This window comes from Deinococcus proteolyticus MRP (assembly GCF_000190555.1).
GTDB lineage: Bacteria > Deinococcota > Deinococci > Deinococcales > Deinococcaceae > Deinococcus > Deinococcus proteolyticus.
The window spans coordinates 1,849,226-1,862,271 of record NC_015161.1 but is presented as its reverse complement, the minus strand read 5'-3'; the positions used below and the strand labels follow the sequence as shown (position 1 = coordinate 1,862,271).

The 13,046-nt window shown below is 68.0% G+C and carries 9 protein-coding genes; 5 read left to right on the top strand and 4 right to left on the bottom strand.

What is annotated here, in order from left to right:
* Window positions 1-2 precede the first annotated feature (2 nt).
* The 4 genes from DEIPR_RS08860 to fumC form a co-directional block, all read right to left on the bottom strand.
* A complete protein-coding gene (locus DEIPR_RS08860; protein WP_013615491.1) occupies window positions 3-401 on the bottom strand; it encodes a hypothetical protein in 399 nt (132 codons plus the stop codon).
* A 195-nt stretch (window positions 402-596) separates the two neighbouring features.
* Complete coding sequence (locus tag DEIPR_RS08855) at window positions 597-1,310, bottom strand: DUF305 domain-containing protein (protein WP_013615490.1); 714 nt, start codon at window positions 1,308-1,310, stop codon at window positions 597-599.
* An 84-nt stretch (window positions 1,311-1,394) separates the two neighbouring features.
* A complete protein-coding gene (locus tag DEIPR_RS08850; protein ID WP_013615489.1) occupies window positions 1,395-2,498 on the bottom strand; it encodes a metallophosphoesterase in 1,104 nt (367 codons plus the stop codon).
* Between the two features lie 176 nt (window positions 2,499-2,674).
* Entirely contained in the window at window positions 2,675-4,069 is a 1,395-nt protein-coding gene (gene fumC / locus DEIPR_RS08845) for a class II fumarate hydratase (protein WP_041222866.1), read from the bottom strand.
* Window positions 4,070-4,596: 527 nt separating this feature from the next.
* Here fumC and DEIPR_RS08840 point away from each other — a divergent pair.
* The 5 genes from DEIPR_RS08840 (at window position 4,597) to DEIPR_RS08820 (ending at window position 13,024) form a co-directional block, all read left to right on the top strand.
* Window positions 4,597-7,749, top strand: a complete 3,153-nt coding sequence (locus DEIPR_RS08840) for an ExeM/NucH family extracellular endonuclease (protein ID WP_013615487.1) — start codon at window positions 4,597-4,599, stop codon at window positions 7,747-7,749.
* 127 nt (window positions 7,750-7,876) lie between these two features.
* Window positions 7,877-9,547 carry an L-lactate permease gene (locus DEIPR_RS08835; RefSeq protein ID WP_013615486.1) on the top strand — a complete coding sequence of 557 codons (1,671 nt, stop codon included), beginning with the start codon at window positions 7,877-7,879 and terminating at the stop codon, window positions 9,545-9,547.
* Window positions 9,548-9,822: 275 nt separating this feature from the next.
* A complete protein-coding gene (locus DEIPR_RS08830; RefSeq protein WP_013615485.1) occupies window positions 9,823-10,884 on the top strand; it encodes an ABC transporter permease in 1,062 nt (353 codons plus the stop codon).
* Window positions 10,885-10,988: 104 nt separating this feature from the next.
* Window positions 10,989-11,741, top strand: a complete 753-nt coding sequence (locus tag DEIPR_RS08825) for an ABC transporter ATP-binding protein (RefSeq protein ID WP_013615484.1) — start codon at window positions 10,989-10,991, stop codon at window positions 11,739-11,741.
* 173 nt (window positions 11,742-11,914) lie between these two features.
* A complete protein-coding gene (locus DEIPR_RS08820) occupies window positions 11,915-13,024 on the top strand; it encodes a Gfo/Idh/MocA family protein (protein WP_041222046.1) in 1,110 nt (369 codons plus the stop codon).
* Window positions 13,025-13,046: the final 22 nt, after the last annotated feature.

Here is a 13,046-nt window from a genome sequence, read left to right as displayed (position 1 = left end):
GGCTATGCAGGCGCCAGTGAGCAGTTGAGGGTGTAGACTCCGTCGCTGCGGCGTTCCTGCTGGCTGAACAGCGGCAGGGCCGTCTTGAGCAGCGCGAAGCGGGTCAGGCGGTCATTGTCGCTGTCGAAGCGGACCTCGGCGCCGGGCAAGAAGGCCTGGAAGTCCTGGGTGAACTGTTTGGCGCTGGCGGCCGCCTGCGCGAACTGCGCGGCGCTGAAGTGGCCGGCGGTGCGGTCCACGGTGTACTCGCCTACGCAGGGCTGGCCGGTGAACTGCACCGCTGCGGCGCTGATTTCCTTTTGCCACTGCGGGGTGACGGGCACGGCCACCGGCAGGGAAGACTGGGCGTAGGCCGGAGCAGCGCAGAGGGCAAGGACCGCCAGACAGGTTTTGGGGTTCATGCCGCCAGCATAGGGGAGGAGCCGGGGCCGTGGATAAGTGGGCAACGAATCCGCAGCGTAGCGGGGAGTCTGCGCTGGCTTGCCTGTAGGCCAACGGGGCAAACGGCGGGGCGCCCGGTTGTCTCTGCTTGCCGGTCGCTGTCCCAGGTGCCGCCCCAGCAGCTGAGGTGCGAACTGCTCTGCTGGCCTGGGGCATTACTGGGCCAGATAGTCCCTGAACTCGGCCATTTCGCGTTGCTGGGTCGCCACGATGTCCTGAGCCAGGGCCAGCACGTCGGCGTTCTGCGAGCGGCCCTCGGCCAGCTGCGCCATGTCCACCGCAGACTGGTGGTGCGGAAGCATCGCCTCCACGAAGGCGCGGTCAGGGTTGGCCGCGTGCCCGGTGTGGCCAGCCATGTTCTGCATCTCGGCACGCATGGGGGCGGCGGCAGCCTCGTCCAGACCGCCCAGCGGCTCCAGCAAGGCCGTCATCTGCTCTATTTCACGTTCCTGCGCCATCACGATGGCTTCGGCCCAGCCGCGCACCTGCAGGTCTTCGCTGTTCAGGGCCGGGCGGCTCATCTCTACCGCGCCCTGGTGGTGCGCCACCATCATGGACAGGAACGCGCGGTCGAACGCCTCGCCCTGCAACCCGGTCAGGTCGGGGCCGCCTGCGCCGTGGTCATGCCCAGCCATGCCGGACGCAGTGGCCGGCGCTGAGGTGGTCGGCGCCGAAGTTACTGGTGCTGAAGTGGTTGGCACTGAGGTGCTGACGGCCGAACCCGCTTCCACCTGCGAGGTGCCTGCCTGAGAGGTACTGGTCGGGGAGGCGCTGGCCTCGGAAACGGTGACCGTCTGCTCCGACGGTTTCCCGGTGCAGGATACGGCGCCCAGGCACAGGCTGAACAGCAGGAATTTGCTCTTCCACATGGGCAAAGTATGCGTGTGGCGCGGCTGGCGGTGGCGAGAGCGGCTTTAGCGTTTCTGTTGCCACCGTGGGTCCGGTGGGGCCGCCTAACGTAGGGTCTGGCGCACCCGGTCAGTCAGGGACACCTCACGCGGAGCCGCGAAGGTAGGAAAGTCGGGGGCAAAGGCGGCAAAGCGCTCACGGAAATTCACGTTCAGGAAAAAGTGGCTGTGCTCCTGGGCAAGTTCTGCCGGATTGGGCCTGCCCGGCTTATGGCCCACGCCGGCAGCCAGCGACGGCGAAAAGGTCATCATCTCAATGCGGCCCCGCGCCAGGTCGAATTCCATGCCGCGCAGGTAGCCCTGCCCGCCCTGATAGCCGTTCTGGTAGTCCACCAGGACCATGTCCACCCCTTGGCCGGCGGCGTTGAGGCGGCTGATTCGGGCGCCACGCACCTCGCTGTTGTAGTCGTGGCCATTCAGGGTCAGGAAAATCTGGTTGCTCTGTTCAATCAGGTTTTTCCACAGGTACTCGCCGTTGCTGGTCAGGCCCAGCTCTCCGCTGCGGTAGCCCACCAGGTCGTGCGTGGTGAGGATGGTGGGGCTGCTGGGGTGTTCGCGCATCACCTGCCGCGCCCAGTCCAGCGTCTGCGCCGAGGCCCGCCAGTTCAGGGCGAGCACCAGAAATTCCTGCCCGGCGGCGGTAAAGGTGTGGTACTCGTTCCAGCCGGTAGCGTCGCGGCCACCGAAAGTGCTGCCCTGGGCGGCCCGCGCCGGAGAAAAGCGCCGCAGATACTCCTCGCCGCCCGGAACGCGGTGGCGGTCGTCGGCCACGCTGAGCAGAATGTCGTGGTTGCCGGGCAGCACGCTGTAGGGCACGCCGGCATTTTCCAGCTGCCGCATCGCCTGATCCGCCCGGTCCCACTGGTACGGCATCAGCGGCATATCCACGATATCGCCCAGGTGCGTGGTCAGCTTGACATTCAGCTCCCCGGCATGCGCGGCCAGCCACCCGGTCTGCCGCTTAAAGTGCTCGGGCCAGTAGGCGGAGTAGTACTGCGTGTCGGGCAGCGCCATCAGCATGAAGCTGGATTCGGGCTGCACGCTCTGTGCCGCCAGCTGTCCCTTGGGCGGCACGGCTGCCCCACACGCCGCCAGCGCTGCCCCACACGCCACAACCCATCCCACCTGCCGCCATCCGCGTTTGTTCATAGCTGACCTCCCCTGGGGCCCGGCAGGCGGCCGGGTTCAGGGAGAAGGTAGGGCGCGGGTGTGGTGGGCGTGTCAGGGCGGAGACCAGGGCAGAGGAGCGGCCAGAGCAAACGCCGCCTCCCCGGTGGGGAAACGGCGCTGCGGCTTTGCCCTGGGCTGGGCGCTTCAGCAGTGGCTCAGCTGTGGGTCATATCCAGCGGCACGACCCACTGGGCAAATTCTTCTTCGGTCACGTGCCCGAGTTCGAGCGCCGACTCCTTGAGGCTGATGCCCTTCTTGTGGGCGTTCTTGGCGATCGCGGCGGCCTTGTCGTAGCCGATGTGGCGGTTCAGGGCCGTCACCTGCATCAGGTTCTTGTCGAGGTTTTCCTTGATTTTGGCCTCGTTGGGTTCGATGCCGACGGCGCAGTTGTCGTTGAAGGCCAGGCAAGCGTCCGCAATCAGGCGGATGCTTTCGAGCACCGCGTGGACCATCACGGGCTTGAACACGTTGAGCTGGAAGTTGCCCTGGCTGCCCGCGAAAGCGACGGTGGCGTCGTTGCCGAAGACGCGGGTGGCAACCATCGTCATGGCTTCCGACTGCGTGGGGTTCACCTTGCCGGGCATGATGCTGGAGCCGGGTTCGTTTTCGGGGATGTTGATTTCACCGATGCCGTTGCGGGGGCCGCTCGCCAGCCAGCGCACGTCGTTCGCCATCTTCATCAGGGCACCGGCCAGGGTGCGCAGCGCGGCGGAGGTCTGCACCAGCGCGTCGTGGGCGCTCAGGGCGGCGAACTTGTTCTCGGCAGAGCGGAACTTGTAGCCGGTTTCGGCCTCGTACTTCTTGGCGGCGAGGTCACCGAACTGGGGGTGCGCGTTCAGGCCGGTGCCGACCGCCGTGCCACCGATGGCGAGGTCCAGCAGGCCCTGCTCAGCGTGCTTCACTTCGGCCAGCGCGTAGTCGAGTTGCGCGACCCAGCCGCCGATTTCCTGGCCCAGCGTGATGGGCGTGGCGTCTTGCAGGTGGGTGCGGCCCACTTTCACGAGATCCTTGTACTCCTCGGCCTTGGCGTGCAGGGTGTCGCGCAGCTTGCCGACCGACCCGTAGAGCCGCTCGTTGAGTTCCAGCACCACGGCGATGTGCATGGCGGTGGGGAAGGTGTCGTTGCTGCTCTGGCCGCGGTTCACGTGGTCGTTGGGGTGCACGGGCGACTTGCTGCCCATCTCGCCGCCCGCGATTTCGATGGCGCGGTTGGAGATGACCTCGTTGGCGTTCATGTTGCTCTGGGTGCCCGAACCGGTCTGGAAGACGACCAGCGGGAAGTGCTCGTCGAGCTTGCCCGAAATCACTTCGTCAGCGGCCTGCACGATCAGGTCGGCAATGTCCTGCGGCAGTTCGCCCAGTTCGGCGTTGGCCTGCGCCGCGCCCTTTTTCAGGATGCCCAGCGCACGGATGACGGGGCGGCCCCACACGAAGGTGTCGCGGCCAATCGGGAAATTGTGGATGCTGCGCTCGGTCTGTGCACCCCAGTACTTGGAGGCGTCTACTTCAAGGGTGCCCATGGTGTCGGACTCTTGGCGGATTTTGGTCATGATGCCTATTGTAGGACGCCAAGTGGGCGGCGGCTCAAGCAGTTCCACGCTGCGGCGCAGCGCCGAGCGTGCCTCCTCGTAGCTGGTCATGCCCGGCAGCCAGCTTTGCGGGGCTGCCTCATACAGCGCAAAGAGCATCTGCGCCAGCAAGTCGGGGTCCCGGGTAGCGTGCGGGTTCAGCTCAGCAGCGGAGGAGAGAGGGTGTACGCCGCAGTTATCGGAGCCGACGGGCTGCATTCGCATGTCCGGCAGCAGGGATTTGGCGGGGCTGGGCCGGTGTATAGCGGCTACACCTGCTGGCGCGGGCGCTGCAACGCTACGGCGTAGGCGCCCACGCTTTCTGGGTGCCCGAAGCCCAGCTGCGCGGCCGACTCCTGGGGCCAGGAACACCCCGGCCTGCCTGCTGAGCGCAGGCATTACGCACGGCTGACACCCACTCGCGTATCCTGCTAGGGCTGTTTTCCGCACACAATTTTCCGCCTATCAGCGCTACTTTTTCGCCCCTGGCTCGTTCTAGAGGAGTTCCCATGTCCATGAAACCCACCCTGCTGCTATCCTGCGCCCTGCTGCTCGCTGCCTGCGGTCAGGCGCCCGCTCCTGCTGCCCAAACAGCGCCAGCCACCGCTCCGGCAGCTTCCGTCAGCGCTGCTCCCAGCGCCGAGAGCAGCCTGCAAACCCTGTCGGTCAAGGCCGACGCCCTCAGTGTAAATGTGCCCCAGGGCGCGGCACACGTGACCTTTACCCTGCAAGGCGCTGCGCTGCCCCAGGGCAAAGTGTTCCCGGCGGTCATCCGGGGCGGTCAGGCGAGCGTGAACCTCAGCGGTCTGCCCAAGGGCGACCCCAAGTACACCGTGACCGTCCGCACCTATGACGCCGAGGGCGGCGCAGTGCTGTACACCGCCCAGACCAGCATCAACCTGTCGAGCGGCAAGGTCACCGCGCCCCTGACCTTCGGGCGCGTGACGGCCGACGTGACCGTGGTGGTGGAGGGCGTGTTGCCCGAAACGACTGGCCTGGTGGCCCAACTTGGTGACCGGACCCAGACCCTCACTGTCAAGGACGGCGTGGCGACGGGCACCTTTACCGGCGTGCCGACCGGCGCCGGGCAGACCGTGACCGTGACCGGCAAAGCAGCGGACGGCCGCGAAACCCAGACCGGCAGCCAGACCTTCCGCCACGCCGAGGGCGGCAGCCGGGTGAACGTGCCCCTGACCGCCGTGAGCAGCTGCCCTGCGCCTGCCGGCACGTTGACGGCCATTCCCGCCGTGCAGGGCAGCGGCGACGCCAGCCCCCTGCTGGGGCAGACGGTGACGGTGCGCGGCGTGGTGACCGCCGACTTCCAGACCGGTCTGCGCGGCTTCTTCGTGCAGGACGCGCAGGGCGACGGCAACGCGGCCACCAGCGACGGGGTGTTCGTGTACACCGGCACCGCGCCGCAGCAGGTCCAGGTGGGCGACCTGGTGCAGCTGAGCGGCAGCGTGGCCGAGTTCTACGGCTCCACCCAGCTGAGCGGCATCAGCGCCTTTGTGAGCTGCGGCCGTGGGCAAGCGCCGCAGCCGGTGCCGGTGCAGGCTCCCTTCGCCGACCTGGAACGTTACGAGGGCATGGCCGTCACCTTCCCCGACACCCTGACCGTGACCAACAACTACGGCTATGGCCGTTACGGCGAGCTGGGCCTGAGCAGCGGCGGGCGGCTGTTCAACCCGACCAACGGCAACGAGGCCACCACGCCCGAGCAGAACGCGGCCCGCACCATCACCTTGGACGACGGCAACTCGGCCCAGAACCCCGCCGAGCTGCCTTACCTCAGCGCCGAGGGCACCCGCCGCACCGGCGACACCGTTCAGGGACTTACCGGCGTGCTGCACTACGCCAACAACGCGTTCAAGGTGGAACCCACCGCCGCGCCCAACTTCGTGAATGCCAATCCGCGCCCGGTGGCCCCGCAGGACGTGGGCGGCACGCTGAAAGTGGCCGGAGCCAACGTCCTGAACTACTTCACCACTTTTGGGCCGAACGACCGGGGCGCGGACAGCGCCTACGAATTCGGCCGCCAGCAGGCCAAAGTGGTGGCGGCCCTGCGCGGCCTGGACGCCGACGTGGTCACGCTGATGGAAGTGCAGAACAACGGCGACGTGGCGCTAAACGACCTGGTGGCCAGCCTGAACGCTGCTTACGGGTCGGAGACCTACCGCGCTGTGCAGACCGGCACCATCGGCACCGATGCCATCAAGGTCGCTGTCATCTACAAGCCGGCCCGCGTGACGCCGCTGGGCACCTACCAGACCGACACCGACCCGGTGCACAGCCGCCCCCCGCTGGCGCAGACCTTCCGCGACAATGCGGGTGGCGGCGTGTTCACGGTGGTCGCCAACCACTTCAAGAGCAAGGGCAGCTGCCCCAGCAGCGGCGACATGGACACCGGCGAAGGCTGCTGGAACGAGCTGCGCGTGCAGCAGGCCCGTGCCCTGCTGGGCTTCGTGGAGCGGCTGAAGGCGCAGAGCGGTGACAGCGACGTGCTGCTGATGGGCGACTTCAACGCCTACGGGGCGGAAAAGCCCATCCAGACCATCGTGGACGGCGGTTTTGTCAGCGAGAACCTGCGGATTCCCGCCGAGGAGCGCTACTCCTACCAGTTCGGCGGGCAGTTCGGCTACCTGGACCACGCGCTCGCCAGCCGCAGCCTGGACGCGCAGGTGAGCGGCGTGACCGAGTGGCACATCAACGCCGACGAACCCACGCTGGCCGACTACAACGTGGAATACAAGGCCAACCCCGAGTGCCGCACGAACGTGTGCACCAGCCCCGACCTGTGGCAGAACAACCCTTTCCGCGCCTCTGACCACGACCCGGTGCTGGTGGGCCTGAACCTGACCCGCGACGAGGCGCGCCTGACGCTGAACGTGACCGGCGAACCTGCCGTAACCGCCGGCCAGCCCTACACCCTGAACATCGCTGCGGGTGCGCCACTCAGCCGCCTGACGGTGGACTGGGGCGACCAGAGCGGCGCCGAAACCCTCGACCCGGCGGCTGTCAGCGCCGCGCACACCTTCGCGGCAGCCGGCAACTATCCGGTGACCGTGACGGCCACGGGCGTAGATGGTCAGACGCAGACTGCCCGCCTGAACGTGACCGTGGGCGCCCCTGACGTGACCGACCCGGCTCCCCAGCCGGCGGGCGCCGGCCTGGTCATCAGCCAGGTGTACGGTGGGGGCGGCAACTCCGGGGCCACCTACACCCACGACTTCATCGAGATTTTCAACGCGGGCCGCGCCAGCGTGAACCTGGGCGGCTACTCGGTGCAGTACGCCAGCGCCACGGGCACCAGCTGGGCCGTCACCCCGCTGAACAGCTACGACCTGGCCCCTGGGCAGTACTACCTGGTGCAGCAGGCCAAGGGCTCGGGCGGCACGCAGCCGCTGCCCACCCCCGACGCCAGCGGCATCCTGGCCATGAGCGGCAGCGCCGGTCAGGTGGCGCTGGTGCAGGGCACCGCCAAAATCGCCGCGTCCAGTGACGCCGGCGTGGTGGATTACGTGCCCTTCAGCGGCCTGAGTAATACCACCAGCGCCCGGCGCCTGAATGGGGGCTGCACCGACACCGGCAGCTACGGCGCCGACTTCCAGGCGGGCACGGTGTCGCCGCGCAACACGGCTTCTCCGCTGAACGTCTGTCCCTGACCACCGAGGTAGGCAGGCCGTGCCCGGCAGCGATTGCGGGCGCGGCCTTTCTCGTGCCTGCTGGGGGTCCCGCACGGAATAATCAGCACATGCCCACCGCTCTCCCGCCCGCCCACCAGGCCCGCCCATGACGGCGCTGCTGGCGCTGCTGCCCATCCTGAGCGTGTTTGTCCTGCTGCCGGTGCTGCGGAGGCCAGCTGTGCAGGCGATGACCCTCAGCCTGCTGCTGACCGTGGCGCTGGCCCTGCTGCACTGGCAGGTCAGCCTGCCGGCGGTGCTGGCGTCGCTGGCGCAGGGGGTGCTCGTGGCGCTGTCCATCCTGTACATCGTGCTGGGGGCCATGGCGCTGTTCAGCGTGCTGCAGGTGTCGGGCGCGGTAGAGGTGATGCAGCGCAGCTTCATGGGCCTGACCTCCGACCGGCGCATTCAGGTGATTCTGGTGACCTGGCTGTTCGGGGCGTTCATAGAGGGGGCGGCCGGGTTCGGCACGCCGGCGGCGATTGCCGCGCCGCTGCTGGCTGCGCTGGGATTCCCGGCGCTGGCGGCGGCCGCGCTGCCACTGATCGGCAACAGCACGCCGGTGCCGTTTGCGGCCGCCGGCACCCCCCTGCTGATCGGCATGCGCCAGGGCCTCAGCGAGGGGGGCAGCGTGAGTGCAGCCCTGGTGCCTGCCGTCACTGCGGGCGGGGGGATGGACGCTTTTCTGGGGCAGGTGGGCGTACAGCTGACTGCGCTGGACCTGCTGGTAGGTTCACTGCTGCCGCTGGTGCTGGCCGCGCTGATGACCCGCACCTTCGGGGCGCGCCGTTCCTGGCGGGAGGGGCTGGAGGTCTGGCCCTTCGCGCTGTTCGCGGGGCTGGCCTACACCGTGCCGGCCTGGGCCGCCGCTGCACTGACCGGCCCGGAGTTTCCGGGCATCGTAGGCGGGCTGGCCGGGTTGCTGCTGTGCGTGGTGGCGGTGCGGCGCGGTTTTCTCCAGCCGGCCCGGCCCTGGGACTTCGCCCCGCGTGAGTCGTGGCCGCCCGAGTGGACCGGGCAGCCGCTGCCGCCGCTGCCGCCGCGCTGCACGCCTCCGCTGCCCACCTGGCAGGCCTGGGGACCGTACCTGGCGGTGGGCGCCCTGCTGGTGCTGACCCGCCTGGACGCCCTGCCGCTGCGCGGGTGGTTGGCGGCCCCGCAGCTGGGCTTCAGCGACCTGCTGGGCACTGGCATCTCGCAGTCGCTGCAGCCGCTGTACTTGCCGGGCTTCGTTTTTCTGGTGGTGACAGTGTGCACGGCGCTGGGCTACCGGCTCAGCCCAGGCCAGCTGCGTGCGGCGGCGCAGCGCACCGCCCACAGCCTGACCGGCACGGCCCTGACCCTGCTCACGGCGCTGCCGCTGGTGTTCGTCTTTATCAACTCGGGGCCGGAGTTCAGCGCCAGTGGTCTGCCCAGCATGCCGCTGGCCCTGGCGGCAGCGGCCGCTGGGCTGTTGGGGCCGCTGTACCCGCTGGCCGCGCCGGTCGTCGGGGCGCTGGGCAGCTTCGTGGCCGGCAACGCCACCCTGAGCAACGTGATGTTCAGCCTGTTGCAGGGCAGCGTGGCCGCGCAGCTCGGCACGTCGCCGCAGCTGCTGCTGGCGCTGCAGGCCAGCGGCGCGGCGGCTGGGAACATCATCTGCGTGGCCAAGGTGGTGGCCGCCGCTGCGGTGGTGGGCCTGAGCGGGCGCGAGGGCCAGCTGATGCGCCTGGCCCTGCCCCCGGTGCTGTACCTGCTGGGTGCGGCCGGGCTGCTGGGGCTGCTGCTCAGTTGGCGGTAGGCGGGCACCAGACGCCACGGCCAGAACTGCGCCTCGGCGGTGCGGCCAGCATGACCTGAGCCGGACCTCGGCGCCGCCGAAGGATGCACAGGTAGGAGGGATGCACGGGTAGAGGAGCGGCCCAGTGCGTCCAGCGCACGCTTTGTCCTTAAGCCAGCGTCCATGTGGCGGGCCAGGCCTTGACTTCTCCTGCCTCCTTACCGTACGGTAAGTCACAAGAGATGACCGAACGGTCGGTCATATCCACTCTGTCCCCCTTCAAAGGAGTTTTGCCTATGTTTCTTGCCCTCCGTGAACTGAAATTCAACTGGCTCCGCTCGGCCCTGCTGGGCGGAATCGCCGCGCTGCTGGCCTTTATGGTGTTTATGCTGCTGGGCCTGACCCGTGGCCTGAGCGAAGACAGCGCCGCTTGGATGCTGCATAACCCCGCCGCCACCTTCGTGACCACCACCGACGCCGACAGCAACTTCACCCGGTCGTTTATCGGCAAAGAGGACGTCGCGGCCCTGAAAAAAGCCAATCCGGGCGCGGCTCCCTTTGCCCAGAGCTTCGCCAGCTTCGGCGTGAACAGCGCAGACAGCACCCAGCTGGGCGCCGTGATGATGGGCCTGGAAAAGGATTCCTTCCTGGCGCCCAAGGTCACCGAGGGCCAGGCCATCGGCGGCAGCGGCGCCGTGGTAGACGCCACCCTCAAGGAAGACGGGGTGCAGCTGGGCGACACCATCATCCTCAAGCCCAGCGGCGAGCAGCTGAAGGTGGTGGGCTTTACCGAAGGCGCCCGCCTGAACCACCAACCCGTGATGTTCGTGACGCTGGACGAGTGGCAGACCCTCAACCCCCGCGCCGGGGGCACCGTGAGCGGGGTGGCCCTGGAAGCCGGCGCTGCAGGCGAGTTGCCGCAGGGCCTGGCCGCCCAGACCCGCGCCGACGCGCTGCAGTCGCTGCAAGGCTACAAGGAAGAGCAGGGCAGCCTGCTGATGATTCAGGTGTTTCTGGTGGCGGTGTCGGCGCTGGTGATGGCGGTGTTCTTCTATGTGATGACCCTGCAAAAAACGGCGCAGTTCGGCCTGCTCAAAGCGATTGGGGCCGGAATGCGCACCCTGGCCGGCAGCCTGGTGGCCCAGGTGCTGCTGCTGACGGTAGGCGCCCTGGCTGTGGCCGCTGCCGCGATGTTCGGCACGGTTCAGGTGCTGCCCGCGGGCCTGCCGTTCGCGCTCTCGTGGTCCGCCGTGGCCCAGGCCGGCGGCCTGCTGCTGCTGGTGTCGCTGCTGGGCAGTCTGCTGAGCCTGCGCACCATTGCCCAGGCCGACCCGTTGCAGGCGCTGGGCCAGGGCTGAGTTCCGTGTCCGGGGGGCTGCCTCGCTCCAAGGGAGTTTGGAGCCCTCTGCCCCCTCTGCCCTCCCCACTCCACCGCTCTTTCTCACTCCAAGGAGTTCAAAACATGACTGCATTGACCCGTACCGTTCCCGCTTTCGTTCCGCCTGTGACCGCTGCCCCTACCCTCGCCATGCGCGGTGTGAGCAAAGTATTTGGTGACGGCGACAGTCAGGTGACGGCGCTGCACCCCACCGACTTTGAGGTCTATCCCGGCGAGCTGGTGGCCGTGATTGGTCCCAGCGGCAGCGGCAAGAGCACCTTCCTCACCCTGGCCGGCGCCCTGCAGATCCCCACGGACGGCAGCGTGACCATCGCCGGGCAGGAGCTGAGCCGCCTGAATCCCCGCCAGCTGGCCGATTTCCGGCTGCACCACATCGGCTTCGTGCTGCAGGCCAGCAACCTGATTCCATACCTGAACGTGCGCGAACAGCTGACGCTGGTGCCGGGGCTGGCCGGCCGGGGCGGAGCGCAGGCCCGCACCCTGGCCGACGAACTGCTCGGCAGCCTGGGCCTGGCGGAGCGGGCCGGGCACTACCCGCAGCAGCTATCGGGCGGGCAAAAGCAGCGTGTGGCGATTGCGCGGGCGCTGATGAACGACCCCCAGCTGATTCTGGCCGATGAGCCTACCGCTGCCCTGGACGGCGTGCGCGGCCGCGAAGTGGTGACCATGCTGGCCCGCGAGGTCCGGGAGCGCGGCAAGGCTGCCGTGATGGTCACCCACGACGAGCGCGTGCTGGACCTGTGCACCCGCGTGGTGCGCCTGGAAGACGGCCACGTGACTGGGGCGGGCACCGCGCAGGAATTGGCTGCCGACTGAACTGGTTTCCCGAACGCTGAACTGGTCTCCCGAAGGCGCGGGCGCTGAACCCCGGGCCTCCGGGAGCTTCATGCATATGGGCATTTCCCCAGACTGGGCCACGGCCGGCGGCCCGGCATGGGGAGATGTGCCGCCCTGGCCGCATAAAACCGGTCCCGCGCTATGGTGAACCCATGCCTCTGAAACCTGAAATTCCCAGACCCGAAGCCGAACGTCAGCGCGTCGGTTACGCCGTGGTCGGTTTGGGCAAGCTGACCGCCGAGGAACTGATTCCCGCCATCCGCACCAGCCGGCACGCTTTTCTGGCGGCGCTGGTGACCAGCGAAAAAGACAAGGGGGTGGCGCTCGCCCACGCGAACGACCTGACCGAGGACGACGTGTACACCTACGGCGAGTTCGAGCGCCTGGCCGAGCGGGACGATGTGGAAGCGGTGTTTATCGTGCTGCCCAACTCGATGCACCGCGAGTTCGTGGAGCGGGCCGCCCGCATGGGCAAGCACGTGCTGTGCGAAAAGCCTCTGAGCACGAACGTGGCCGACGCGCAGGCGATGGTGGATGCCTGCCGCGAGGCCGGCGTGCTGCTGATGACCGCCTACCGCTGCCAGTACACCCCCGAGCACTGGGCGGTGCGGGAAGCGGTACACAGCGGCCGGCTGGGCACTGTCCGCACCATTGATTCCATCCACTCGCACACCGAACACGACCCCGAAGCCTGGCGCATGCGAATGGAGTACGCCGGCGGCGGCCCGCTGGTGGATGTGGGCATCTACTCGCTGAACATCATCCGATTCGTGCTGGGCAAAGAACCGCTCTGGGTGTTCGCGGACGCGAACCGGCCGCAGGGCGACCCCCGCTTTGCCGAAATCGAGGAGCGCGTGAGCTGGATGATGGGCTTCGAGGGCGGCATTGTCGCCAACTGCCACACGAGCTACGGTTCCCGCGACACCTCCACCCTGCGCGTGGTGGGCGAAGCGGCCAAGGTGGAGCTGGACCCGGCCTTCAACTACGGCTGCTTGCGGCTGACCCTCACGGATACGGAAGCCGCACACCAGCCGCGCTTTCCCTACTACGACCAGTTCGGCAATGAGGTGGACCACTTCGCGCAGTGTATCCGCGAAGGCAAAATCCCCTGGACTCCCGGCGAGGAAGGCGTGGCCGACCATATCGTGATGGACGCGATTTACGAGAGTGCCCGCACGGGTAAGCGTGTGGACCTGCCGGCCGTAGCTGAGCTGGACGCCTCCCGGGGAGAGCGCCAGCCGGACCTGCCCGGGCAGGGCTGACCTGAGCTAACCTGGCCCGAGC